This window comes from Winogradskyella sp. HB-48 (assembly GCF_049942685.1).
Lineage (GTDB): Bacteria > Bacteroidota > Bacteroidia > Flavobacteriales > Flavobacteriaceae > Winogradskyella.
This window is the reverse complement of sequence record NZ_CP187934.1, coordinates 2,719,174-2,746,090: the sequence shown is the minus strand read 5'-3', so window position 1 is coordinate 2,746,090 and position 26,917 is coordinate 2,719,174. Positions and strand designations below refer to the sequence as shown.

The 26,917-nt window shown below is 33.5% G+C and carries 24 protein-coding genes; 10 read left to right on the top strand and 14 right to left on the bottom strand.

Translation table 11 applies throughout. From position 1 onward, the window contains the following. Positions 1 to 31: 31 nt before the first annotated feature. Entirely contained in the window at positions 32 to 598 is a 567-nt protein-coding gene (locus ACPX19_RS12430) for a pseudouridine synthase (protein WP_426430328.1), read from the top strand. Here the strand turns inward: ACPX19_RS12430 and ACPX19_RS12425 are convergent. Together ACPX19_RS12425 and ACPX19_RS12420 are read right to left on the bottom strand one after the other, a co-directional pair. Next, complete coding sequence (locus ACPX19_RS12425; protein WP_426430327.1) at positions 588 to 1,313, bottom strand: hypothetical protein; 726 nt, start codon at positions 1,311 to 1,313, stop codon at positions 588 to 590. The genes ACPX19_RS12430 and ACPX19_RS12425 overlap by 11 nt on opposite strands. Before the next feature lie 97 nt (positions 1,314 to 1,410). Beyond that, positions 1,411 to 2,919: a DEAD/DEAH box helicase gene (locus ACPX19_RS12420; RefSeq protein ID WP_426430326.1), complete on the bottom strand. Its 1,509-nt coding sequence runs from the start codon at positions 2,917 to 2,919 to the stop codon at positions 1,411 to 1,413. 137 nt (positions 2,920 to 3,056) lie between these two features. On the opposite strand from ACPX19_RS12420, the gene ACPX19_RS12415 reads away from it, so the two are divergent. Then, a complete protein-coding gene (locus ACPX19_RS12415) occupies positions 3,057 to 3,623 on the top strand; it encodes an ExbD/TolR family protein (RefSeq protein ID WP_426430325.1) in 567 nt (188 codons plus the stop codon). Here ACPX19_RS12415 and ACPX19_RS12410 read toward each other — a convergent pair. The 4 genes from ACPX19_RS12410 to ACPX19_RS12395 all read right to left on the bottom strand — a co-directional run bounded on the left by ACPX19_RS12410 (position 3,620) and on the right by ACPX19_RS12395 (position 9,587). Continuing rightward, positions 3,620 to 3,988 (bottom strand): 3D domain-containing protein, encoded by a 369-nt coding sequence (locus tag ACPX19_RS12410; protein WP_426430324.1) that lies wholly within the window; start codon positions 3,986 to 3,988, stop codon positions 3,620 to 3,622. The two genes, ACPX19_RS12415 and ACPX19_RS12410, sit on opposite strands and share 4 nt — an antisense overlap. 435 nt (positions 3,989 to 4,423) lie before the next feature. After that, positions 4,424 to 6,739 (bottom strand): T9SS type A sorting domain-containing protein, encoded by a 2,316-nt coding sequence (locus ACPX19_RS12405; protein ID WP_426430323.1) that lies wholly within the window; start codon positions 6,737 to 6,739, stop codon positions 4,424 to 4,426. Between the two features lie 226 nt (positions 6,740 to 6,965). Beyond that, entirely contained in the window at positions 6,966 to 7,445 is a 480-nt protein-coding gene (locus ACPX19_RS12400; RefSeq protein ID WP_426430322.1) for an Hsp20/alpha crystallin family protein, read from the bottom strand. Positions 7,446 to 7,586: 141 nt separating this feature from the next. Next, positions 7,587 to 9,587: an alpha-ketoacid dehydrogenase subunit alpha/beta gene (locus ACPX19_RS12395; RefSeq protein WP_426430321.1), complete on the bottom strand. Its 2,001-nt coding sequence runs from the start codon at positions 9,585 to 9,587 to the stop codon at positions 7,587 to 7,589. Between the two features lie 144 nt (positions 9,588 to 9,731). Between ACPX19_RS12395 and ACPX19_RS12390 the strand changes: the two genes are divergently transcribed. Genes ACPX19_RS12390 through ACPX19_RS12370 form a run of 5 tightly spaced genes read left to right on the top strand, consistent with a single transcriptional unit; the run spans position 9,732 to position 13,702 of the window. Continuing rightward, on the top strand, positions 9,732 to 10,682 hold the full coding sequence (locus ACPX19_RS12390) for an isopenicillin N synthase family dioxygenase (protein WP_426430320.1): 951 nt from the start codon (positions 9,732 to 9,734) through the stop codon (positions 10,680 to 10,682). After that, positions 10,682 to 11,011: a translation initiation factor gene (locus ACPX19_RS12385; protein ID WP_426430319.1), complete on the top strand. Its 330-nt coding sequence runs from the start codon at positions 10,682 to 10,684 to the stop codon at positions 11,009 to 11,011. Before ACPX19_RS12390 ends, ACPX19_RS12385 begins: the two co-directional genes overlap by 1 nt. 4 nt (positions 11,012 to 11,015) lie before the next feature. Next, a complete protein-coding gene (locus ACPX19_RS12380) occupies positions 11,016 to 11,957 on the top strand; it encodes a DUF1835 domain-containing protein (protein ID WP_426430318.1) in 942 nt (313 codons plus the stop codon). Then, complete coding sequence (locus tag ACPX19_RS12375; RefSeq protein WP_426430317.1) at positions 11,947 to 12,819, top strand: nucleoside phosphorylase; 873 nt, start codon at positions 11,947 to 11,949, stop codon at positions 12,817 to 12,819. Before ACPX19_RS12380 ends, ACPX19_RS12375 begins: the two co-directional genes overlap by 11 nt. Positions 12,820 to 12,847: 28 nt before the next feature. Further along, positions 12,848 to 13,702 carry a substrate-binding domain-containing protein gene (locus ACPX19_RS12370; protein ID WP_426430316.1) on the top strand — a complete coding sequence of 285 codons (855 nt, stop codon included), beginning with the start codon at positions 12,848 to 12,850 and terminating at the stop codon, positions 13,700 to 13,702. A gap of 348 nt (positions 13,703 to 14,050) precedes the next feature. On the opposite strand, the gene ACPX19_RS12365 is transcribed toward ACPX19_RS12370, so the two are convergent. Then, entirely contained in the window at positions 14,051 to 14,725 is a 675-nt protein-coding gene (locus tag ACPX19_RS12365; protein WP_426430315.1) for a uracil-DNA glycosylase, read from the bottom strand. A gap of 102 nt (positions 14,726 to 14,827) precedes the next feature. Between ACPX19_RS12365 and ACPX19_RS12360 the strand changes: the two genes are divergently transcribed. Beyond that, positions 14,828 to 17,005 carry an endonuclease MutS2 gene (locus tag ACPX19_RS12360; RefSeq protein ID WP_426430314.1) on the top strand — a complete coding sequence of 726 codons (2,178 nt, stop codon included), beginning with the start codon at positions 14,828 to 14,830 and terminating at the stop codon, positions 17,003 to 17,005. Positions 17,006 to 17,161: 156 nt separating this feature from the next. On the opposite strand, the gene ACPX19_RS12355 is transcribed toward ACPX19_RS12360, so the two are convergent. Beyond that, positions 17,162 to 18,823, bottom strand: a complete 1,662-nt coding sequence (locus ACPX19_RS12355) for a hypothetical protein (protein WP_426430313.1) — start codon at positions 18,821 to 18,823, stop codon at positions 17,162 to 17,164. 381 nt (positions 18,824 to 19,204) lie between these two features. Between ACPX19_RS12355 and ACPX19_RS12350 the strand changes: the two genes are divergently transcribed. Both ACPX19_RS12350 and ACPX19_RS12345 read left to right on the top strand, forming a co-directional pair. Then, on the top strand, positions 19,205 to 21,022 hold the full coding sequence (locus tag ACPX19_RS12350) for a tetratricopeptide repeat protein (protein WP_426430312.1): 1,818 nt from the start codon (positions 19,205 to 19,207) through the stop codon (positions 21,020 to 21,022). Positions 21,023 to 21,049: 27 nt separating this feature from the next. Then, positions 21,050 to 21,469, top strand: a complete 420-nt coding sequence (locus ACPX19_RS12345; protein ID WP_426432459.1) for a thiol-disulfide oxidoreductase DCC family protein — start codon at positions 21,050 to 21,052, stop codon at positions 21,467 to 21,469. Between the two features lie 502 nt (positions 21,470 to 21,971). Here the strand turns inward: ACPX19_RS12345 and ACPX19_RS12340 are convergent. The 6 genes from ACPX19_RS12340 to gshB form a co-directional block, all read right to left on the bottom strand. Beyond that, positions 21,972 to 23,132 carry a flavohemoglobin expression-modulating QEGLA motif protein gene (locus ACPX19_RS12340; protein ID WP_426430311.1) on the bottom strand — a complete coding sequence of 387 codons (1,161 nt, stop codon included), beginning with the start codon at positions 23,130 to 23,132 and terminating at the stop codon, positions 21,972 to 21,974. Continuing rightward, positions 23,132 to 23,962: an N-formylglutamate amidohydrolase gene (locus ACPX19_RS12335; RefSeq protein ID WP_426430310.1), complete on the bottom strand. Its 831-nt coding sequence runs from the start codon at positions 23,960 to 23,962 to the stop codon at positions 23,132 to 23,134. Before ACPX19_RS12335 ends, ACPX19_RS12340 begins: the two co-directional genes overlap by 1 nt. Then, entirely contained in the window at positions 23,962 to 24,297 is a 336-nt protein-coding gene (locus ACPX19_RS12330) for a hypothetical protein (RefSeq protein WP_426430309.1), read from the bottom strand. The genes ACPX19_RS12335 and ACPX19_RS12330 overlap by 1 nt, the downstream gene beginning before the upstream one ends. 93 nt (positions 24,298 to 24,390) lie before the next feature. Then, complete coding sequence (locus ACPX19_RS12325) at positions 24,391 to 25,200, bottom strand: sulfurtransferase (RefSeq protein WP_426430308.1); 810 nt, start codon at positions 25,198 to 25,200, stop codon at positions 24,391 to 24,393. A 28-nt stretch (positions 25,201 to 25,228) separates the two neighbouring features. Then, positions 25,229 to 25,828 (bottom strand): hypothetical protein, encoded by a 600-nt coding sequence (locus ACPX19_RS12320; RefSeq protein ID WP_426430307.1) that lies wholly within the window; start codon positions 25,826 to 25,828, stop codon positions 25,229 to 25,231. An 11-nt stretch (positions 25,829 to 25,839) separates the two neighbouring features. Beyond that, positions 25,840 to 26,877 carry a glutathione synthase gene (gshB, locus tag ACPX19_RS12315; protein WP_426430306.1) on the bottom strand — a complete coding sequence of 346 codons (1,038 nt, stop codon included), beginning with the start codon at positions 26,875 to 26,877 and terminating at the stop codon, positions 25,840 to 25,842. Positions 26,878 to 26,917 lie beyond the last annotated feature (40 nt).

Sequence of the window (26,917 nt, the reverse complement as noted above, 5' to 3'; positions counted from 1 at the left end):
AATAGGTTTTTTAATAAAGACAATTACAGAAGTGACTGTAGATAACAGCTATTATAAGATTTATAAACCGTATGGTTATTTAAGTCAATTTGTTAATAATCAGAATAAACGGAGGAATAAAAAGTTGTTATCTGAATTATTTGATCTTCCTATAAATGTTATGGCAGTTGGTCGATTAGATGAGAAGTCTGAAGGCTTGTTGCTACTTACAACAGATGGAAAGTTTAGTAATTACATCACCAGTTCTAACATAGAAAAGGAATACCATGTTATGGTTGATGGCACAATTACTGAAGAACAGATTGAAGCTTTAAAAACAGGTGTAGAGATTTCCGTGAACGGTAAACCATATCTCACAAAGTCTTGTCATACAGAACTACTAAAAGACACAACTCATATTGTTGAGCGTTTTGTTAGAGATGAAAAGCATGGTTCAACCTCATGGTTTAAGATAGTTCTAACAGAAGGTAAATTTAGACAGATACGCAAAATGACCGCTAAAGTAGGCTTCCCCACATTACGCTTGGTAAGAGTAAGAATAGGTGATTTTAAATTAGAGGTAATGAAACCAGGCGATATTGAAACCATTAGTTATTAGAAGCTGTTTCCGCTTTTTCTTCTTCTGTTTTCTCTTTTATGACCGTTTTTTCATTATTGAAAACAATGATAGCTTTAACACCTGTGAGTAAGTTCCACTCTTTAGAAGAAATTTGTTTGCCTTGATCGTCATAAACAATAAATTCAGCAGTATTGGGACCAGAATCTCCTTGATTTAAAGCCTCTATTACAACAGTATTCTTTCCTTGAATTAAATCTACTTCAACACGTCGGTAACTACTAGTTAGTAAAAGATTTTCATTAACGATAATATCATTGATATAAATTCGGACACGGTCACCATCTGGATATTCGTGGTCTCTACAAATAATATTCACAAACTTGGTATCTACACGGTGCTCACCTAAAAATTGATCCGACATTGTTTTTATGACTCCACCTTTCTCTAAATCTTTACTCCAACGTTTTTCGAAGATTTCTGCGGGACTTTTTAGACCATCCTCATCTGTCATTGAAAATGGCTTATCTGATTTTTTGACTATAAATTTCTTCTTTTCATCTTCACCACTAGATTTATCTTCTTTTTTATCAAGCTTTGGAGCTACCTTTATTTTAGTTGGTAAGGTATCTTTTTTTGTTTCAGAAGGCTCTGCTGGAATACGTATGGTTTTATTTTCTTTGTCAGGTACTTGTGCATAAATTATTGTACCAAAAAGCAGGCAAGATAAAATTAATATGTGCTTAAAAGTTTTCACTAAAATTTAGATGTGTTATTCGTTCTAAACTTGTGGTACAAAAATCATACCTACCTCAAAATAAACGTATAAAAATGGATTTCCTTACAAAAAAACGTTAAAACTTACCGTTAAAACTAATGCGCAATTTACGGTTGTATTCTTCAAACAACCAATCTTTATAATTATCCGTACTATTCATAATACAGTAGCAATATTGCTTTATACGATAAGCAATCTCATCTTGTAATAACTTTGCTAAAGCTCTTGCTTCATAAACATCCATGCTGTTTTCTATGCATATTTGCGAATGTTGAGCTATGGAACGCTCTATAACCGTAAAAGATTTTTTACCAGAACCTATAACTTCTTTATATTCTGCTTTAACATCAAACTCTAAGTTTTCAGAATTTTTAAATTTTTCTTTTAAGGAGTCTGACATTATATAGACAAAGTCACGTTCTAAAGCTTCGTCATCTATAATATTTTCAAGATATAAGTCTGGATATTTAAAAATATGTTGCCAATCTACAGGTTGACTCCATGGACCAAAACGAGATACATTGTTACCTAAATCAATAACTTGAAAGGTATTCCTATCTTTATAGATACGACTGCCACGACCAATCATTTGAAAATACAAGGTTAAAGAACGTGTGGCTCTATTCAAAATAATAGACTCTACAGAAGGTTCATCAAAACCAGTGGTTAATATACTCACAGACGTTAATACAGCATCTGGTGTGTGTTTGAACCATTTTAAAACATCTTTACGTTCTTGTTTACTAGCAGTATTATCTAAATGCCTAACATTGTAACCAGCTTTTTTAAAGGTATAATACACTTCTTTTGAAGTGTAGATACCATTATTAAAAATCAGCGTCTTTTTGCCTTTTGCTAACTCTTCGTAAGCAGAAAGCAGTTTTGTTTGCATCAAGGAATTGGTATACAGCGCTTCAGATGACTTTACGGTATAATCACCATTAATGCCTATTTTTAATGAGGTAAGCCCAACATCATAATGATAAACTTCAGCACTTGCTAAAAATCCATTGTTTATTAGTGTAGAAATATCATCGCCAACAATAAGTCTGTCATAATTGTCTTTCATTGGTAGCTTAATGTTACTACTTAAAGGTGTAGCTGTAACTCCAAGTATAAAGCAATGTTCAAAAAATTTAAATAGCTTTCTAAAAGAATTGTAATGCGCTTCGTCAATAATAACTAAGCCAATATTTTTTAATTGAAAATCATTATCAGACAGACGATTATTTAAGGTTTCTACCATAGCTACAAAACATTGATATTCATCTTGATCTGGCAATGTTTTAACCTTGCTATTTATAACCTTGTTCTTAACATTAAAACCCGAAAGCACATTAGACGTTTGCTTACACAACTCAATTCTATGTGTAAGTATCGCTACTTTTTTATTGTGCTTTTCTATATAGCGTCTAACGATCTCAGAAAAGATAACCGTTTTACCTCCACCTGTTGGTAATTGATACAGCAGATTGAAGTTATCAGCTTCTTCTGCCATAACATCAAAAATGCGATACAAATCTTTAATTTGATAATCGTAAAGCCTCTTTTCTGATGTAGTATCCTTTATGGTGTCTGTAGACATATAATTACTCGCTCGAACGTTAATTTTGCAAAAATAACATAATGTAAGTGTTTTTGATGTGAATTGTTAATAACCTTTAACAAGATTGGTACTGTTCTTGTGCTTAAGAAAATATTAACATTTTAAATAATTACATTATGAAATCATTTCGAAAGCACTCTGCGACGGTCAACGCAGGATCTATGGCAGACATTGCCTTTTTGTTACTCATTTTCTTTTTGGTAACTACGACCATTTCAGCGGATAAGGGTATTTTAAGACAATTACCTAGTGATTGTCCTAATATTGAAGATTGTAAGGAGAATATTAATGAACGTAATATTCTACGAATTAGCCTTAATAGCAAACAAGAAATATATATTGAAAATAAAGTTGTAAAACTTGAAGAGGTTGAAACTATTGTAAGAGCTTTTGTAGATAATAATGGAGCATCTGATTGCGATTATTGTACTGGAGAAAGACTATCAATATCATCTGATCATCCTAGAGAAGCAGTCATTTCATTAAGTCATGATGCTCTTACAAAGTATCAATTGTTTATTTCAGTACAAGATGAAATTACAAAAGCCTATTACGACTTGAGAGCGCGATATATTGAAAGTAAATTCAATAAAATACCTAGTCAAATAACTGATGAAGAGTTTAAAGCTGTAAAAAAAGCGTATCCATTTGTCGTTTCTGAAGTTATGGTGAAGAGAGACTAAGGAAGAGAATCTTTAACAGGAATACAATATTCTATGTTTACCTTTTTTTTGCCCCATTTTTTTGCTTTACCTACATCATTACCCATATAAATATCAATACGTCTTCTCCAACGTCTATTCATTTTATCTTTTACAATGAATAGACTATCAAACCCTTCAATTTTAACTTTAGTATTATGTATTAAGCCAGAATCAAGTAAATCTCTAGATACTGCAATGTATCTTAAACCTGGTTTTAAGCTATCCCCAAATGCTGTAATACTTGGGTTAGAATTGGTTTGGTAAGCTAAGGAATTGTATGCGGTTGCCGTAACAATAAACGATTTTGAATTGCAATCCTCCTTCACTTGTGATCTGCAGCTCAATAAAATAAAGCACAAAACAAATAATAAGACCTTGAATTTCATGTAATAAAGATAAGAAATAGTTAAAAGTTGTTAAATTATTACTATGTTATACAAAGTACTGTAACAAATTGAAATTTTGGTCGTCTATATAGTGTAATCAATTAAAAAACGAAAAATTATGAGAACTTTAAACAACAATCAATTAACAAGCACAACAACAGAAACAAGAAGTTATACTTGGAACCGTAAAAGACGTTACAGATAATAACGCAATTCATCAATCATTAAATCTATCAGTTATGAATACCTTAACTAAAATTGTTAATACATCTCACAGCCTAGATGATGACTTAGAAAACATTAAAATGTGATATGCAATCAATTAAACTTCCAGAAAAGAAAAAAGTCAGTTTCAACTAAATGAAACTGACTTTTTATGATTTAAGGTTTTACCTAGTTTTTCATTATCTTTTTAGTTAATGAATTAGTCGATGTAGATAATTTGACAAAGTAAACACCAGATTGGTAGTTCGTCATATTTATTACACTTGTACTATTTACCTCTAAACTTCCATTAGATACAACTTGTCCCATCACGTTGAATACTTCATAATTTAAATCTTCATTTAGTTGTCTTACTGTAATATTCAAGTCATCATTAACAGGATTTGGATAAAATGAAATATAATTTTCTAAACCATATTCATCTATACTAAGAGGGTCTTGTGCATTAAATTGTGCAGACTCACTACTTCCAAAATCACCACCGGAAATAATAATATTGCCATTTTCATCTTGCAAATCGTATGATCCATTACCAAAACCACAACATATACCGTCTCCATACGAATCAAATATCGTGAATACGTAACATTCATCTAAAGTAGGAATGGTAATTGTTTCTTGATAAGTAGTAAAGTCTGCATAAGGAGTAGCAGGACCACTAGCAACCACGGTACCATTACTGTCTACAAATTCCCAAGAGGTTTCACCAGCCCAATCATCTGTAGTCAGATTAAAAATAACTGTATTAGTTGAATATCCAGGAGAAACATTAAAGCTATGGGCAAAATTATCGTTAGCCATATTCTCATCGGTTACACCATTAGGGTTAGATACAGAAATATTTAAAACATGGTTACCAGCTGATAAATTGCTGTAAGTTGGTGTTGCAACTACAGCTTCTTCACCAGTCATTAAAGAACCCGTCCAATCTACAACTGTATTTGCCCCTGAATCAAAGCTATATGTAACGGTTGCAGAAGTTAATGCTAAACTTCCTCTATTTACTACAGTTATTTGAGGTGAAAAATCGGCTCCACATAACTCAGCTTCTAGACCAGGTCCGCCATTTACTGAAGCATCATTGTCAAATATCTGTATAGCAGGATAAATATCTAATGTCATTACTCCTGTGTTACCTGGATCTAACCAATCACTTAATCTGGTTGCAGGAGTGCTTCCAAAAGCCCACGCTACTCCAAAACGTCCATACACATCAAAACCTCCATTATCGTTAGTTCCAGAGCATGCTGCACTACCACCAGATAACATACCTATTAGATGACCATTTTCATTAAAAAGTCCAGAACCAGAAGAACCACCTTCAGTTACACCCAAATCCCAATCTGCAATTCGCCACATTTGTGTATTAGGATTACCATTAAAAGATTGAGAGGTTCTTGTGGCACCCTGATCATCCCTACATGTTTTTTGAATGTCACCACTTGGGTGATGAATACCAAAATTAATTTGAGGAACAGCTGTAGTAGATCTATTCCATCCAGACCAAACTACATCAGGATTATTATTAAAAAAACTAGCATCAGTTATTTGAACAAGTTCCATATCAGATTGAGAACTAGCTGCTCTTACTATAGAACCACTTACAGTTTGATTAAATGATCCATTTGTACTATTGGTAGTTGTACCACATGAAGGGTTTGGACTTCTCCAATTAAATCTGAACGCCCAACTAGCCTCTCCACCACCACAATGATTAGCAGTTAAAAAATAAGGTGTGCCATCATTATTTGTGTTATTTACTAAGGTTCCCGAGCAAAAACCACTACCACCTGCAACTAGCATACCAGCAGCTTTTTTAACTTCTTCTTTTCTTGTGTTTATTTGATATGGATCTGAACCAGAAGGCGTTATATCACAATCAACATCATGATTACAATCACCTGAATCGTTTAATGCTTTCTGATAAGTTTCGGCTGTTCTGTAGCCATGAACTACTGATCCTACAGTAATTCTTGCTTGTCCAACAACATTTGCAGGTTGATAATACTCTATCCAAGCTTGGTCGCCATTTACCAGCCAAGTTCCTAAAACGTCCTCTGGATTGTTGTTATGATGAGTAAATGGCCTCAAAAGATCATTTTTTTCATTATTATATACGTAAAGTGTAGCTCCTTCTGGAATCCAAAATTCATCAAACAAAAAGTTTAGTGTGTAAGCTCCTTCAGATTTGTAGGTCATCCTCCATATACGATCACCATTTTCAAAAGTCGTCCACTCGCCTACGTCGTTAAAATTATGATCAACATAAATATCATGACCAAAACGCCAAGGCTTAGATTTGTCCTTATCATTGATTTTGTCTTCATCTTGAAGCTTCTTAAGGTCAAAGCTAGCTAATTTATGCGGCTTAACAGCTTTTAAATCATCCTTAAACCAACTTGGTGGTTTAATGTCATTAGGAATTTGTTGGGCAAATGTGAAAGACATAAAAAGCGCTAACACATAAAGTAATTTTAGTCTCATAACTCTGATTTTATTATTTAAGAATTTTTAAAATTAAGAGATATAGAGATTAAAGCAACAAAATCAATTAACTATTTTTTAACAATCGATAAACAGCATTTTATTTCGATGAAGTTAAAAAGAATGATAATTGATAAAAATTAAAAGTTTTAGCTATAAATTAGTTAAATCCAATGTAAAAAAGCCAGCAAAACTGCTGGCTTTTTTAAATAAAACAATTCAGATGTTATGAAATTTCTATGTGCCTTAAAGGTTTCTTTTTAGCTTCATCTCTTTTTGGTAGTAATACTTTAAGAATACCATCTTCATACTTAGCATTTATTTTATCAGTCTCTACTGATTCTGGCAATGAAAATGTACGTTTAAACGAAGAATAACCAAACTCACGTCTTGTATAGTTTTCATTAACATCGTCATTCTCTGTACTTAATTCAGCAGAAATAGAAAGCATTTGATTGTCTAAACTAATGTCAAAATCTGATTTCTTTAGGCCTGGCACTGCCATTTCTACAATATATTCCTCGTTATTATCCAATACATTAACAGCTGGTAAAGTGATGCCAGTATTAAAATTGGACATGAATTCGTTACCGAAACTTTTATTAATAATATCATCCATCCAAGATGATAGACTAGGTAATGATTTAAATCCCAAACCAGAATTCGATTCACTACCATTTTTTACAGTTGGAATTAAATTGCTCATAAGTTTTAAAATTTAAATTAAACATTTATTTTACATCTACATTTACAAAATAAATGCCAATAAAAACTCACTGAAAAAATTTCAGGAATACTGACAATATTTCAGTTAACTTACTAGTAAACAAGTAAGTAGTAAAATAAACTAATACTCTAATAGCTTCATTAAGGCCTCTTTAAACTTTCCTTTAGCTAGATACTGTTGTTCGAGTTGAGGAGCAAATGGTATGGGTGTTTCCATACTTGCCACACGTTTAACAGGTGCGTCTAAATACTCAAAACACTCTTCCATTATTAGTGCAGAAATGTCACTTGCTATACCTCCAAACATACTATCTTCTTGTAGAATTATAGCTTTACCAGTCTTTTTTACTGAATTGATAATAGCAACATTGTCCAAAGGCTGTAGTGTTCTCAAATCAATTAAATCTGCTGAGATATCCGCGTTGGTTTCTAAAGTTTCTAAAGCCCAATGTACACCAGCACCATAAGTTATAATACTAACCACACTACCCTCTTTTAGCAGTGTAGCTTTACCAAAAGGTAACGTATAATAATTAGATGGTACATCTTGTCTAATGCTTCTGTATAATGCTTTGTGTTCAAAAAACATTACAGGATTAGGGTCGTTTATTGCGGTGGCCAATAAACCTTTTGCATCATACGGAAAAGCAGGATATGCCACCTTTAAACCAGGTGTTTTGGTAAACCAAGCTTCATTAGTTTGCGAATGAAATGGACCTGCAGCAACACCGGCACCACATGGCATTCTAACTACAACATCAGCATTTTGTTTCCAACGATAATACGATTTTGCAAGATAATTTACTATTGGGTTGAAACCAGAGGTTACAAAGTCAGAAAACTGCATTTCTACAACAGCTTTCATACCAGCAATAGATAAACCCATGCCAGTTTCAACTATAGCAGATTCACATATGGGAGTATTACGTACTCTATCTCTACCAAATTGATCTACAAAGCCCTCAGTAATTTTAAAAACACCTCCATACTCGGCTATGTCTTGCCCCATTAAAACCAAATCTTTATGCTTCTCCATGGATTGTTTCAAACCTTCAGAAATAGCATCAATTAGACGTAGTTCTTTTAAATCACCATTTGGACTAATTTCCTCATAGTCAAATGATTTATATACATCATCTAACTCGTTAGTTTCATTAGGAGTTATTTCCGCTTCCGCATAAGCAGATTCAAGAGAAGCGTCTATTTCAGATTTGATTTCAGAAACATACTGATCATCGATTTCAGCTGACAATATTTTTTTGCTAAACAAAAAGCTTCTGTAGTTTTCAATAGGGTCTTTAGCTTCCCACTCTTCCATCAAATCTTTAGGAACGTATTTTGTTCCACTAGCTTCCTCATGTCCTCGTCTTCTAAAGGTTTTAAACTCAATTAAAATTGGCCTTGGTCGTTTCCGTATACTTTCAGCAAGTTTTTTAACTTTAGAATAAGTTTCAATTATGTTATTACCATCAAGAATAAAAGACTCAATACCGTAGCCTTTGCCTCTATCTGCTAAGTGTCTGCAATAGTACTGCTCATTTGTAGGTGTGGAAAGTCCGTAGCCATTATTTTCAATACAAAAAATTACTGGCAGCTGCCAAACAGAAGCTACATTTAATGCTTCATGAAAATCACCTTCGCTTGTCCCGCCTTCACCTGTAAAAACAGCAGTAACCTCACCATTATTTTTTAAAAGATTGGCCAATGCAATACCATCAGCTACACCAAGTTGAGGGCCTAAATGAGAAATCATCCCTACAATATTGTACTCTTGGGTACCGAAATGGAAAGAACGGTCTCTTCCTTTTGTAAAACCGCTGGCCTTACCTTGCCATTGACAGAACAGTCTGTGTAGTGGAATTTCTCTGGTAGTAAATACACCAAGATTTCTGTGCATAGGCAAGATATACTCGCTTGGCTTTAGAGCCATAGTTACACCAACAGAAATGGCTTCTTGTCCGATGCCCGAAAACCATTTGGATATTTTTCCCTGTCGTAAGAGTATGAGCATTTTTTCCTCGATTAGTCGAGGCTTCAGCATGTTGTAATAAAGCTTAAGCAATACTTTATCGTTCAAATTACGCTTATCGTAATCTATATTGCTTTTGGTAATGGTAGGCATATATTAAAATTCTAATGCATCAAATGTAAAATAAAATGCATTAATATTATGGAATAGACGATGTAAATGTCTTCAATAGATATTCACATTTTAGGACTATTTCTTTACTTTTGTATATAGACTTAAATTTTAAATAAAATTCCAATGGATAGAATACCCAGCGTAGATTTAAAAGATTTCCTCTCAGAAGACCCAAATAGAAAGCAAAAATTTATTGATGAAATTGGTAAGGCTTATCAAGATATAGGTTTTGTAGCTTTAAAAGGTCACTTCTTAGATGACAAATTAGTAGATAGACTCTATGGTGAAGTAAAAAACTTTTTTAATCTACCTTTAGAGGTGAAAGAAAGTTATGAAATACCTGGCATTGGTGGTCAGAGAGGCTATGTGTCTTTTGGAAAGGAAAGTGCAAAGGGTAAAAAAGAAGGGGATCTGAAAGAGTTCTGGCATTTTGGCCAGTATGTTGAAGATGATGAAGAGCGTAAAAAGGAATACCCTGCAAATGTTGAAGTAAAGGAACTTCCGGAATTTAATAAAGTTGGTAAAGAAACTTACCAAATGTTAGAAAAAACCGCTAAATATGTTTTACGTGCTTTAGCATTGCACTTAGGATTAGAAGAAACTTATTTTGATAATTATATCCACAACGGAAACTCCATTTTAAGACCAATCCATTACCCTCCTATTACTGAAGAACCTAAAAATGCTGTAAGAGCTGCAGCTCATGGTGATATTAATCTTATAACTCTCTTAATGGGTGCTCAAGGGCGTGGACTTCAAGTACAACGCCATGATGGTGAATGGCTAGATGCTATTGCAGAGCCTGATGAACTCATGATAAATGTTGGAGATATGTTATCTAGACATACCAATAACAAATTAAAATCTACAATACACCGTGTTGTGAATCCACCTAGAGAACTTTGGGGTACATCCCGCTATTCTATTCCTTTCTTTATGCATCCGATAAGCGAAATGAAACTGGATGTTTTAGAGAGTTGTATAGATGAGGACAATCCAAAATTATATGAAGATATCACTGCTGGTGAATTTTTAAATGAGCGTTTAGTAGAACTAGGATTGATTAAAAAATAATGGATCTTAAAGACCAATTAAAAAATCTCTTTCCAGACCACGTCCCTGAGCCATCACAAGACGAAAATGATGATAAAAGCGACATTTGGCTACAAGATGATCCTATTATTTGTAAGTATGAAAAGCGTAAAGGAAAGCCAATTACTATTTTAGAAGGCTATACAGGTGATACCGAAGACTTCAAAAAACTTGCTAAGGAACTAAAATCCAAGCTTAGCGTGGGTGGCAGTTTTAAAGATGATAAAATTATCATTCAAGGAGATTATAGAGATAAAATAATGACAATTCTTAAAGGAAAAGGGTTTAATGTAAAACGTGTAGGAGGCTAATTTTATGACAAAGCAAATCCTTCATATTACCAACGGTAATGTTCTTACAGAGTATTTAAGAGAACTAGATTTTAAAAATGATATTTTAACCTGGCAAGAAATGCTTTGCGAAGGCCCTACCATCCCAAAGATAGATTCCGATGAGTTTTTCAAAATAAGAAGTCAATTCTTAAAAGAATACTATGACATGGAAGTTGATGAAGATGAACTTCAGAAAGAATTATCTAAATTGGATTATGCAGATAAATATGACGAAATCCATCTTTGGTTTGAGTATGATTTGTTTTGCCATATCAATTTATTAGGTGTATTAAACTTATTACACCAAAAGGAAATTAATAAACCTCTTTATCTTATTTGTAGTGGACGTGTTGAAGGTGAGAAAAACCTTAAAGGACTCGCAGAACTCACTCAGTCCCAATTGTTAGATCATTATAACAAACGTGTAAGATTAACTAACGAAGACAAAGAATTAGCTATTACCCTATGGAGAACTTATTGTGGCAAAGACCATAATATTCTTAAGCCATATATTATAAAAGAGTCCAGTTTTAAATATATGAGCAGTTGTTTAAAAGCTCACTTAAAACGTTTTCCCCATCAAAAAAGTGGACTTAGTGTATTAGAAGACAACATACTTCGTTTGGTAAGGGACAATGATATTAAATCTAAACATCATTTATTAGGGTACAGTCTCAATTATCAAGGCTATTATGGTTTTGGAGACTCTCAGCACAATCGTATAATTGAAAAGCTAAGCATCTTTTTTGAGGAAGGCGAAAACAGCCTAAAGCTTAACAGAAAAGGACATGAGGCTCTATTGCGACAACACAATTTTGCTGCTGAAGTTAATAATGACATGATTTACGGAGGTGTAAATCGTTTAGAGTTTCAATTTAGTGTAGACCAAAACAAACTTGTAAAAACCATATTACATGTCAATTAAAGATTCAGAACTTATATTAAACCCAGATGGTAGTGTTTATCATTTAAACTTAAAACCAGAAAATATCTCAGACACCATCATATTTGTTGGTGACCAAGATAGAGTTGAGAAAATCACTAAACATTTTGACAGTATAGAGTTCAGTATTCAAAAAAGAGAATTCAAAACTCAAACAGGCTACTACAAAGACCGTAGAATTACAGTCCTGTCTACAGGAATTGGACCGGACAATATCGATATTGTACTTAATGAGCTCGATGCTTTGGTTAATATTGATTTAAAAACACGTAAGCCAAAAACTGAATTAACTAGCCTTAATATTATAAGGATTGGCACTTCTGGTTCTCTACAGGCTGATATACCTGTTGATGCGTTTGTAATGAGTACACATGGTTTAGATATTAATGGTATGCTTCATTTTTATCAGATTGATGGAATTAGTAATCCTGAGATTGAAGATGCATTCATAGAGCATACCAATTGGGATAAGAACAAAGCAAGACCCATAATCATTAAAAATAGCAAATACTTAGAAAAATATTTTGAAAGCGACAAAATGTTTAAAGGTATGACAGGTACTGCAGGTGGATTTTATGGACCGCAAGGTCGTGTATTGCGCCTACCACTTCATGATGCTGGTTTAAACGCTAAGTTAGATAACTTCAATTATAAAGAATTTAGAATTACAAATTTTGAAATGGAAACTTCTGTAATTTATGGATTGTCAAAATTATTGGGTCATGAAGCGTTATCACTTAATGCTATTATTGCTAACAGAGCTACTGGTGATTTTAGCAAAAATCCAAAAAGTACAGTTGAAAAGCTAATAGTATATGCGTTAGAACGTATAGTAAATATTTAAATAAAATACTGAAACAAGTTCAGCATAAATGAAGAAAGTAAACATAGGTGGAGTTCCAGAACATTTTAATTTAGCATGGTATTTAACCCTTAAAAATGGTGAATATAAAGCCGAAGACATTAATCTCCGTTGGCACGATTACTATGGCGGAACTGGGGCTATGTGCAAAGCGTTACGCTCTGGCGATATAGATATTGCAGTGATTTTAACTGAGGGCATTATAAAGGATATTATTGATGGCAATCCCTCAAGCATCGTTCAGACCTTTGTAAAAACACCATTAATTTGGGGAATTCACGTTGCTGATAAATCAAGCTTTAAAACAATAGATGATATTAGAGGCACCAGAGCTGCAATAAGCAGATATGGCTCTGGCTCACATTTAATGGCTTACATAAATGCTCAAAACAACAATTGGAATTTGGATACTGATGTAAATTTTGAAGTTATTAAGAATTTAAATGGTGCTATAGAAGGTTTAACAAATGGTGATGCGGACTACTTTATGTGGGAGAAATTTACGACAAAACCAATTGTAGATGATGGTATTTTTAGACGTATTGCGGAATGCCCTACGCCATGGCCTTGTTTCGTTATAGCTGTACGGAATGAGTTTATAGAAAATAACGAAGAAGAGCTTAAGACCATTTTAGATATTATCAACACTACGACTTCAGATTTTAAATCCATACCAAGTATAGACAGGACAATAGCTAATCGCTATGATCAAGAAATTGAAGATGTACAAGAATGGCTTTCGTTAACTGAATGGTCTCAAGAATTAATTGACAAAAAGACCATTAATAATGTACAAGAACAACTTTTTAACTTAGACATCATTCCAAAAAAGGTTGATTATACAGATTTAGTTTACAAGATTTAGCGATTAATTGTTTAAAAATCAATACTATTTATCAAATTTATTTGGTTTTAAAACCATTGAAACACTAGTAAATATCGACTAAAAACGTTAAATTTTGTTAAAGGCATTAAAGTTAAATCTTACAGTTTTTGCTCATAACTTTCAGTATTTCAAATTTTTAGTTACATTTGTAAGACCAAATCTAAGCTATTAACATCAAGAAAAAGATCAATATGATTCTAACAATTACTCTGATTCTGTCTTTCTTAGTTACCTTAAATTTTTTACTCTTAAGGTTTAGTTGCAACAAAACTTCTAAAAAAGTTGAAAACAAAAAATCAAGTATCATACACGTTAAAAAACCTACACCTACTCTAGTCTCCAGTCAATTACAGACTGGCCAACTTGCTGTAACAGGTAGTTAGTTTTACTAAAATGTTTATTACCAAACCAGTAGCCTCTATTTGCACTAAGTGGAGATGGATGACCTGTTTCTAATATTGAATGTGAGTCTTTATTAATTAAGTTTTTCTTCTTTTTTGCAAACCCTCCCCAAAGCAAGAATATCACATTTTTCTTTTTTTCGCTTATCAAGCGTATAACAGAATCTGTAAATTGTTCCCATCCTTTATTTTGATGACTTCCAGCTTGATGAGCTCTAACAGTAAGCGTAGCGTTTAGTAACAACACACCCTGATCTGCCCATGGTATAAGATTACCACTTTTTGGATAAGGAATGCCCAAATCAGTTTCAATTTCTTTAAAAATATTGATTAGTGAAGGTGGATGAGGAATTCCGTTATTAACAGAAAAACAAAGACCATTAGCCTGTCCAACACCATGGTATGGATCTTGACCTATAATAACTACTTTCGTATCATCAAAAGAACAATGATTAAAAGCACTGAATATTTCAGATCCTTTTGGAAAACATTTATAGTTTTTGTATTCAGATTTTACAAAATCAGCAAGACTCTTAAAATATGGTTTATCAAATTCTGGTTGTAAGTAAGGTTTCCAACTCGGGTGAATATCAACATTCATATAAAATATTTTCTCAAAAATAAGGAATAGCAGTTTATTATAGTGTTGGGCATATCACAACATTTACCCTAAATTTGCAATTCTAAAAATTAAAAAATTCTCATGATACGCATTCATGAAAAGACCTTAAAAGATCTCGAATTTTTTACGGTTCTAGAACAGATTTCCGAATATGCAACAACCGCTTTAGGTAAAGAAGCGGTTCTTAGCCTACGACCTATTGAGGTTGAAACACAATTGGTTCGTGAATTGGATTACGTAAATGAGTATTTGTCTTCTTTTGACAATGATAATCGTATCCCAAACCATGGATTCGAATCGATTTCAAAGGAAATTAAACTTCTTAAAATAGAAAATACTTACTTAGAAGTCGCCAGTTTGCAAAAACTGGTAAGTATATCGTTGACTTCTAATGCTCTGGTAAAGTTTTTTGAGAAGTATAAAGACTATTATCCAAAGTTATATCAATATAGTCAACATGTAGAAATCACAACGTCAATTATAGAGCAAGTGGATGCTGTTGTAGATCGCTTTGGAGATATAAAAGACGATGCCTCACCTCAGCTATTAACATTACGACAAGAAATTGGAAAGTTAAAAGGAAAAATCAATAGCAGTTTTTCATCAGCTTTAACTCGATATCATGGCTTAGATTACCTTGATGACATTAGGGAATCCGTTGTTGATAATAGGCGCGTATTGGCTGTAAAAGCCATGTATAGAAGAAAGGTAAAAGGTGCCATAATGGGTGGAAGCAAGACAGGAAGTATCGTTTACATAGAACCAGAAACCACTTTGCAATATTCTAGAGAGTTGAACAATCTGGAGTATGAAGAAAAAGAAGAAGTCATCAAAATCCTAAAAGAACTGACGGATTATATTAGACTTTTTTTACCACTATTAAATGATTACCAAAACTTTTTAACTAAAATAGATACTATCGCTGCTAAGGCAAAATATGCTAGAAGCATGAATGCCATTTTACCAGAGTTAACCAATGACCGTAAAATGGTTTTAAAGTATGCCTACCATCCATTACTTTATTTAACCAACAAAGCGAAAGGTGAAACTACATTTCCCCAAACTGTAGAATTAAGTACCGAAAATAGAATCATTGTTATTTCAGGACCTAATGCTGGAGGAAAAAGTATTACCCTTAAAACTGTCGGACTACTTCAAGTTATGCTTCAGAGCGGGATTCTTATTCCTGTACACGAGCGAAGTATGGTTTGTTTGTTTGACCGTGTGGTCAGTGATATAGGAGATAATCAATCTATTGAAAACCATTTAAGCACTTATAGCTATCGACTAAAACAGATGAATTATTTCTTAAAGAAAGTAGACAGTAAAACGCTTTTTTTAATAGATGAATTTGGAACGGGTAGTGATCCTGAACTTGGTGGTGCTCTTGCCGAAACTTTCCTCGAAGTATTTTATGAACGTAATGCATTCGGAATTATAACAACCCATTACTCCAATCTAAAACTTTTGGCCAATGAGTTGCCTCACATGCAAAATGCCAATATGCTCTTTAATGAAAAGAGTCTAGAACCTATGTACAAGTTGGTAACAGGACAAGCCGGAAGCTCTTTTACCTTTGAAGTCGCACAAAAAAATGGCATTCCATATAGCTTAATCAACAAATCAAAAAAGAAAATAGAGCGAGGTAAAGTTAGGTTTGATGCTACTATTGCAAAATTACAAAAAGAACGAAGTAAGCTAGAACGTACCGAACGTTCTTTAAAAGAAAATGAAAAGAAAAAACTTTCTGAGGCTGAAAAACTTGAAGAGACCAATGCAAAAATTCAAAAGAAACTTGAAAGTTTCCAAGAACTCTATGATAGTAACCAACGTCTTATCCATTTAGGCCAGAAAGTAAATGACCTTGCTGAGAAGTTTTTTGAAAACAATCGGAAACGCGAGTTGATGTCTGAGTTATTCCGATTAGTTCAAATTGAAAATACCAAACGCAAAAAAATGTCTTTAAAGCAAAAGCGAGTAGAAAAAGCTAAGGAAGAACAAATAAAGCTTGAAGCAGAGAAAAAAGTAGAAGTTATTCGTGAAACTAAGAAAGCTGCTAGAAAGAAAGAAGTGGTTGTAGAAAAACCAAAACCAATTTTAAAAGTTGGAGATCGTGTACGTATACACGATGGTAAGGCGGTTGGCTCAATAGACGCTATAGAAAAAAATAAAGCCATAGTGAACTATGGCCTTTTTACAACTAATGTTAGTATTGATTTATTAGAACTTGTAGAGGCTATACAAAATAGGCAGAAATAATAAAAACATACTATAGAATTTAAAAGCTTTATTAGAGTATCAAACAACTAATCCTCTTATTTCTAACTTGTACTGATATAGCCACACGTATTTAAAAAGTTTTATAAATAAAAAACAATAATTTTTAAAATATTGCTTTTTTACAGTTTTATATATTTAATTACAATTAGGCTCTACTTCTTGTACCGAACTTTGGGTTTCTAAAATACGTTCTAAGGTCATGGTACCCTGAAGACTGACTTCAATAAAATCTGAACCAACTTGTGTAACGACCCCATTAAATCTTGAGTATCTAAACAGTGCTCTAATTAACTCGCCACTTAATGCCACACCGCTGCTATTAGTCGCGCGTACTCTAAGGCGTTGTGCCATTTGTACTTTGGTATTAGGATAATACTGCGCCACATCGTAAACCAATGAGGCACTTTGGGGTGGCACTGTAACGGTACGTTCCTGGAAAATAGTTTCTGATACAGTAGCGGTGCCTTCACCAAAATTACTGGAAGACTCCGTAGCGGCACGGCTATATTGGTACCCTGCCGAAACTGTGGCAGAAGCATTACCGCCCGTACCAAAAAACGAGGCTTCAAACCCAACTGTTGCAGAGACTTCTACGTTAACAGTATTTGTGGTAGTTATAGACAAAGACTCAGACCAGCCAATGGTATTAGAGTATTCCTCCGTTAACGAAAAGCCTATAGTTTGGCTTAGTGTGCCGGCAGAAGTACAATTGGTTAATGTACTATTGGCACCAAAACTGGTTTGTGGTTCGGGTAATATCGGTGCCACAAAAGAGGCAGAAATGTTTTCTATACTCCAATTGGCATTGGTGGCAATGGGACGTATATATAGATCACTTTCAATCAAGTTTAATCCAACCACATCTTGACCAGTAAACCCTACAAAATCATTGAAACCAATAGAACGCAACCTATAAACACCATCCTGATACTTTTGTATTTTAAAATGGTAATCCTCGGCTGAAGCTGATGGAATTGAGGTTGCACCCAAGACTAACGGGATGCTTGAACTGACAATCGATGATGGGAAAGAAGGTGTCGTTCCAAATTCAATGTATCTACCTGTGGATTTATGTTTAAATGCTACTATAGTCTCAGAGGCATTAGAGCTAATGATGTCTATTCTAAATTCATCATTTGTATTGCTCATGTTAAAATCTTCAACTCCAGACAAAACAATGACATCGTCCCCAGATATTTCTTGAACTCTAAACACCAAATTTGTAAGATTTCCTTCTTGATCAACACGTTGAAGAACATAATCCAAATCCCCGAAGAATACATCCTCACTATCTGGTGTGTCGGCCAAGGCGGCTACATTAACACTTGTAGGTGGCGGATTACTACTAAATGTTACGGCACTTATGGTGTTTGAGAATATGGTGGCACCTGTAGCATCTTTATAATCAACCGTTACAGGAATACCGTTTACGAGCTCTTCTTTGGCAGCATCACTAAGGCCTTCTATTTCCAGCTGCACTTTACCCATAAAAGAGAATGGGTCAATCTCTATGGTTTGTGAGTAGTCGCCTTGCGAGCCTTGTATGGTTAGGTTTGCGGTTACAGGCTTGTAGCCTTTTTTGGCCACGTTACGCGCACTCACAATCATGCCCAGGGCGCCTTTGTAACGCTCAAAGTCATCGGCGTTTACACCGTTAGAGGTTACCAATTCGCCGTTATTGTCAACAGGTGGTGGTGTATCATCTTCTTTAGAACAGCTTAAAGCTACCAGCGTTAAGACCATTAAAAAAGAACATACTTTGAGGGAAATTCTAACATTTAATCTGCTTGGTTTCATAATTAAAAGGATTTTGTGGTTAATAGGTTGTGATGACACTAAATTTGGACTGTCTGCAGCCAAGTCCAAATTAATCCACCACAAAATGTGTTATCGCATTAACGATGGTTCAAAACTATTGGAAGATCATGCGGAATACTAATTTTTGGCATGGACAAAGTATGGACAGACCTGTAAAAAAAATATATATCCTAGCAAGGACTTAATAAATAATTAGAATTATAAAATATTGAATATGTGGTAATTAAATATGTATCTTGATAAGAATTGCATGGACAGATCATAGACATTAGGACTTTAAACATACGATACCTTTAATAGTGGTGTCTATACAGTACTTAAATACGTTAACTTAGCAAAACACTAAATATTAAGAGTACTATGAAACTAAAATATCTCTTCTTACTATTGCCATCGCTTGTTTTGGGTCAAGATTTTATGCCTTTACTGAACGAATCCATACAACAATCCATACTGGCAGGTGACGATTGTTTAAAGCAAAACGGCGAAGATTGTTTATCGTATTACGATAAAGCCATTGAGATGGCTAAAAATATGCCCGATTCTACCTTAATTATGACCTACAAAGAAATAACAGGCGGCTTGCTATGGTATGGTAACATTAAAGACGCTGAGCGCTATACAAGAGAAGGTCTTGCTACCTCAGATGCAAAATCCTATCCTACTACCATGAGTTATTTATACAAGCGCCTTGGAGAAGTATTTGTAAAAACTGAAATGACAGATAGTGTGATTCCGGCCTACAAAAAAGCCTTAGAATGGGCTAAAAAGGCCAATGATTATTTACAAATTACAGATGCACACATACTCATGGCTGATGTGTATCATAGACTAGGAAAAACTAAGCGTGCTATTGAAATGTTGACCTTAGCAAAACCCTATGCAGACCAAAGTCCTAATTATCGTCAACGCATTGGAATTGTTTATGTTATGGGTAATATTTATTTGGCCAACAAAGATTATACACTCGCGAAAGAGCGCTTTGAAGAAGCACTGGAAATGTCGCTTGGTAAAGATGAAATCATGTATCATTTTTCCAAGATTAATTGGTGTATGACCATGAATTTTTTGAATCAACCGTTAGAAGTCATTGACCAATTGCCCCAAACGATTGCTTTTTTAGAAGGTGACAACAATCAGCTTTCTGCAAATACACAGTTGGCAAAAGCTTTTTTACTTAATGGCGATTATGAAAAAAGTCTGCAACTAAGCTTGACTAATTTAGAAAAAGCAAAAACCATCAATAATCAAAATTTAGTGAGCTTAAATAGCAGAATGGCAAGCGAAAACTATTTAAAAATGGGTAAAACCAACATGGGTTTGCAGTATGCAGCAATGGCATTAAATAGCGAAAAATCAAAAGGCAGTATAGACGAACAGGTCCTGGATGCCTACAAACTAAAAGCAATGGCTTTAAAAGCCAACAATCAATGGAAGGAAGCTACAGAAACGCTTGATACCTATCAGGTTTTAAATGATTCGCTTTATACATTAGAAAAACAGAAAGAAATTCTAAATCTACAGGAATACTACGAAAGCGAGGTGAAAAACACCAAAATACAACTGCAGCAAGAAGAAATAAAAACATTAAACGCCAAATCCGCTAACGACCAACTAACCAAAACACTCTATGCCATTGGGATGTTTTCATTTTTAGCTATTGCCGGCCTTCTATATTTTAGTTTTAATCAGCGCATAAAAAAGAACAAAGCAGAGCGCGAAAAGCAAGAGGAAATTTATAAGCAAGAAATTGAATTTAAACAAAAAGAACTGGCAAGCCAAACATTACATCTTGTTCAGAAAAACACCTTTATTCAGGAATTAAAAGAAAACCTGGAAAAAATTAAGCATTCGCCAGAACTTTTTAAAGTTGAATTTAGACGACTGGTGATGTTGCTCAAAAAAGAAAGTGCCGAAGATAAAGATTGGGAAGTGTTTAAATCTTACTTTTCTGAAGTACACAATAATTTTGACAATAAGATCAAAGCTATTTCCAAAGAAATCTCAGAAAAAGAAATTCGATTGGCATCCTTTTTAAGGATGAATTTATCCACAAAAGAAATCGCATCCATGCTTAACGTACTGCCAGACAGTGTTTTAAAATCAAAATATCGCTTAAAAAAGAAGCTAGACTTGGATAAGGATGAGGATTTAACGGAATTTTTAAACACCCTGTAATTTTTGAAACGTATCTTTGCTTCAAGTATGGTCAATATACCAAATAACAAACAACTAATCCTATTCGATGGCGTATGCAACTTATGCAACAATAGCGTATTGTATGTGATCAAACGAGATAAAAAGGATAAATTTTTATTTGCACCACTTCAAGGCGAAGTTGGAAAGTCCATCTCCTCACAATTTCAAATAGACACTACTAAAATAGATTCCATTCTTCTATACAATCCTGCTAAGAAAAAAGTCTATTCTAAATCTACTGCTGCATTACAAGTTGCTAAGCAACTTAACTTTCCTACTAAACTAATGACCGTATTCCTTATTATACCAACTTTCATAAGAAATTTGGTGTATGATTTTGTGGCTAAAAACCGTTACAAATGGTTTGGCAAGAAAGATGCTTGCATGATTCCTACACCTGAGTTAAAAGCTAAATTCCTAATGTAAAAAAGCCTTTTAGGATACATCCTAAAAGGCTTTTTTAAAATTAACAACTTACTTAAAACTAATTTAACTTCAACAAAATTGAATTCGGTTTGAGGGAAAACTTCGAATTGGTTAATAGCACCTATTTTGTTTGTTCAAAAATAAATCAATCTGTCCTACCATTTTAAAAAAATCGACATAAACCCATAATAATTGTTTTAAATGTTAAAAGTGACAATATGTTCTATGAGGTGTTAGCTTACTCATTAAAAACCAGTAATCACTTTATCAAAACACCATGTTGCTCATTTTCGACTTGCTATGCAAGTAAATAAAAGTACTTTTAAAGTAAGCTTTTTTAGTTGATGGTTTAAGCTTAGTAATTACAAACCTCAAAGTGAAATACGATTTAGTTTAACCCTAACTTCCGTTAGTTAGGAACGAGTTAAACTCTTTATTGGAAGCATGTCTAACTTCCTTAAGGTACCTTGTTAGGATGGAATTTGTATTTAGCTTTGAGGTTTTATTTCAAACTTTTTAAAATGAATTCTAAATTAGCATTAGTATTATCATTTTTAATATAAGCATCAGTAAAATATTTAGGTTTTACTGCTAAGCCCAAATCAATTAACTTTTTCATTGTTGGGATGTATTCCAGACTGACCTTACCAGTCAATAAGATACCTAAATCGTTACCTTCATTAACATACTTATAAATATTTCTAATCCCTTTAAGGTATAAATGATCTTTTGTAAATCCACCTCCTCTGTGTACTCTTAAAGTAATGGCAAATGCTTTATCCCTATTTAGCTTATGCTGGTTGTGTAACAAATGAAATGTGTCCGAAAAATTATAACCTTTATTAAGGCTATCTACGGAAATAACCCTAAACGCTAACTCCTTTAAACGCTCAATAGTTAAACACCCACCCATAAATTCGGAATACACAGCCAAGCCTTCTTGAGTTTCAACATTGTTGGGAAAACCATTAGAAAAAATTTTCAAAGGCTGCTCTAAACCATTAAATGTAGTAACCATGTGAACACCGATTTCGTGATTGGTTAATACTTTAAGCTGATTTAAGCTGTATTTATGGCTTTTTCGTAATACTAAGGTTTGTGTATTATTCAAAACCATGGCTGCTGCAGAAAGATTGTTAGAAATCTTTATGTTGTACTTAAAGTCGTAACGTTTTGAAAATTCAGCAAAATAATCTTTAGCTTCACTAGCATTATACATAGGAAGCATTTCTTCATTAAACTCGGAATTATCAAAACGAAGAATAAACTTTGCATTCTCAATATCTTTTTCGGTTGGTGTACCAAAACTTTTAAGGCTATTGAAATAAAATTTACGTCCTTGACCTATGGTTTCTATACACTCAATTAAACCAGAATATTCATAGATAATATCCTCATATAGCTGTCTAATGTCGTCATCCTCTATACGTTCTAAACGCTGAGAGAAAAATAAACGATGTAATTTATAACCATTAAACCGCATTTTGGGATAATTAAACTCTGGTTCATAGTTATACTTTGCAGAAAAGAATTTTTTCTTTTCAAAAGCTATATTTAGAGGGTTTATATAATTTAGTAATTCAATATTTTTTACCAATCGATTAAGATTGGCATCAATATCAAATAAATCTTGAAATTCTTCTGTAGTCTTAATTTGGGACATTAGCCTTTAAACTTTCTGTAAAATTCGTCTGCGTGTTTTGGTATAAGTGTTTTCAACTGTTGTTCAACTGCCGCAACAACCTCAGGATAAATAACCTGCTTATACTCATCACAATACACCTTAGCTATTTCGGTTGCCAAAACTAAAGTATTTTCAAAGTTATTAGTAATGAATTTTAAGAAATATCCATTTCCTTGAAAGGTATCGTTAATCTTTGCTGTTTGCTTTATGTTATTTGGCAATTCAATACTTGCTAGCATTTGACGCCAAGACTCTATCTGTTCTCCAAATCTATCATTATCTATATTAGAGGTTCCCAGGTTCCATGTCGGAACTTCCCTATCCCATCGTTGCCAATTGTAACTATGCATGTCATAAACGACACATACACCAAACTTGTCTTCAATCTTAGAAATTAAAGTCTTAACCACTTTGTAGAAATTAGCATGTTTCTGCAAACTTTTGGTTTTTTCTTTTTCTGGCAATGGATTTTTCCAAAGTTGTTTTCCCCATGCAGTATCAAAAACTGCATTTTCAGGATCGCGATTAAGATCGTACTCAAAACGAGAATCACAACCAGATATTAAGATTGGATGCGAAATCACCATGTTTTTAGTTTCAGGATCTTCCTCGTACCATCTATCATATTCTGAATGTAGGCAATTGTCCCAAAGGTCTTTTCTAAATTGGTGTCCATCATGTACCGATCCGCATACATAAGGCACATAATCATCTAATTTTAAAGTAAATGAATAATCATCCGAAACCGCGTGGAAGATTTCTTCTGCCTCTATTTTTGCTATAATAGTATTAATTGGTAATCGCTCCATTATAAAGCCTTAAAGAGTCGTTCAAGGGATTTTAGCATATTACGTTCGTTAATATTGAAATCATCATCTGAAAAGAATAACGTTTTAATATCTTCTAAAAGTACATCAATATCTTCTCTATCGTAATTATGCTGACGTAGACTTGTTATTATTTTCTGAATACTTTGATAGTCATTATCCTTATCAAACTCATCATGGATTTCTTGAAAAGTTTTCATGTCTACTTTAGAGATAATAACATTGCGCTCGTGGTTATCCTCCTTAAAATCTGAATGAGCAGCAAACAGTAAGATATAGGCAACGAGTTCGTCTCTTGTCCAATCGATTGTTTTCATGTGTTAATATTTATTTTTTTCAAAGGTCACATGGAACACCCAATTAACATTCAGCTATGTGATTAAAGTTTAATAATGGGTGTTTCATTTATTTTAGGTTAAAGTTCCATATTCTGTCCATGAGCCATCATAGACCGTTAAATTTTTATAATTACAAATTGAAGCAGCCATAGCTAGAATACAAGCTGTAATTCCTGAGCCACAGCTAAAAACTAAATGTGTTTCTTCTCTTACTAAGTTATCAAAGATTTTTAAAAGTTCTTCTTTAGATTTTAAAATATTACCATTAAATAATTCTGTGTATGGTAAGTTTTTAGAATTTGGAATTGTTCCACGTCTTAAGCCTTGCCGTGGCTCATCGACTAGGCAATTAAATCTAGCTTCAGATCGAGCATCTATAATTAGTGTTTTACTATCTTGAGAAAATTGATTAACACCATTAAAATCTGTGATTAATTCTGTTTGAAAACTAGCGGTAAAGTCCCCTTTTTCTATAAGCTCTTCTTTATATGGCTCTACTCTTAAATAGTGTTTCTTCCATTCTGGCAAACCACCATTTAAAACTGCTACATTTTTAAAACCAAAGGTCTTAAATAACCACCAAGCTCTTGCACTAGAATAAATGCCTTTGTCATCATAGACTACAATAAATGAACCATTATTTATACCCAAAGCTCTGGCTTCTGTTTCAAATTGTTGTGTGCTAAGTAAAGTACTTGGGAATCTGGCTCTAGTATCACTAAACTTTTGCTTTATATCAAAGAATCGAGCATTTGGGATTCTTTCAGAATTATTTTCTATCTGTTTGTTAATTGTAGCATCAAGTATTATTAAGTTCTCAGTGTTTAAGTTAGTATTTAACCATTTTACAGAGACTAGAGAAATATTAGTGGCTATAGACATAGAAGGAAATTACTCTTTATCAAAAATCTTATTCTATATAGATTTTAATGTTAGGATAAGTCTTGTATGTTTCCCAAAATTCAGGTCTAAATTGCTTAATGTATTTTTGATGAAAAATAGATTTTATTTTTTTCTTCTTTTTTTTCCTAATTTCAGTTGAAAATAAATCAATCAATTTAGTTTTAAGTTCAGAGTTTTTAGAAAGCATGTCTCCTCCCTTATCATCAAACACCATCAATGATGAATAAATATCACCAGGTTTTTCTACACCATATGTTACTACAGTATATTTATCACCATTAGAAAATAAATCTATATCTTTCCATACAAGATAGGTGTTGTAACTATTTTCTGGTTGCACACCATCATCCCATTCCCCATAATTATTATACATTACCCAAGAAGTATAAAATGCTGTGTAAGTACACTCAAACTTCAAAGAACTGACCGATATAGTATCTTTTAGAACTATAAAATCTGAAGTTGAGATGGACGTTCCTGAAAAATCATTGACATATAAATATTCGCATTTACCATTTTGGAACTTTGATTGTTTATATTTCTTAGTTGCGCAACTGTAAAAGCAAAAAAGGGTAATTAAAGAAATGATTAGAGCATTACTTTTCATCTTTATAAAATTTATGCCTCATCAACCGTTTTACGAAGTCTTGTACGTCTATCAAAAGCTTGTAATTGATCTAAGACTTTACTCTCTAAAAAGTCAATCACTTTCTCTTCAACTTTCACTTTATTCTTGTAAACTTTATTGATGTATGTGATTCCACCAGGAGACATCACATTAACTTCAACCAATTTACCACCTATAACGTCAATACCAACAAAGTACAGTCCGTCCTTAACTAATTTTGGACCTATTTGCTTGCACAAAGCCTTCTCTGCTTTGTTAAGTGTGTGTCGTTGTACACTGCCACCTGCCGAAACATTAGAACGATGATCGTCAGAACCCGGAACACGTTTCATGGCACCAACAGGTTCTCCATTTAGCATTAAAATCCTTACATCACCTTGGTCAGCACCTTGAATGTAATCTTGTAAAATCACATAATTAGATGTGCCATCAGAATTTGAGATATAAAAATCCAATAGCGAATTGATATTGCTCATGGCTGATTTTTCAATCAGAATAACACCGGAACCACCAAAGCCATTAAGTGGCTTAATAATCATTTTATCAGACTTGGACTCTTTAATCTGACGTATTAAATACTTCTTATTTTTAGACACATGAGTGTTTGGTATAATATTACTATGAGCATCGCCAAAGGCTGCAGTATAGAGTTTATTATTAGCCTCTCGCATACCTTCTAATGAGTTTATAATAAACACATCATCTTTTACCGAGTCTAAAAAGTTGAGCATTATAGGGTCTAAAGGTGGGTTTGCTCTAAAGAAAATAGCATCAAAACCTGCTAGAGGTAGCATTTCCTCTCTCAATTTTACTTTATTGTAATACGATTTTAGTGATGTAGGCACCTTATCCATTCTGCCAACTACATTACAAAAAGCATTAGTAACACTGTCTCTAATGGTTAAGTTAGAAGGTGTACACATGGCTACACCGTGACCTCTCTTAGAACATTCTTTTATTAAAGCCAGGCTTGTATCATTTTCTGGATCTATTGTATCCCATGGATACATTATAAAGCAAATATTCATTTATAGTGTTGGTTTTGTTGTTTATGAGTAGCCTAATTTA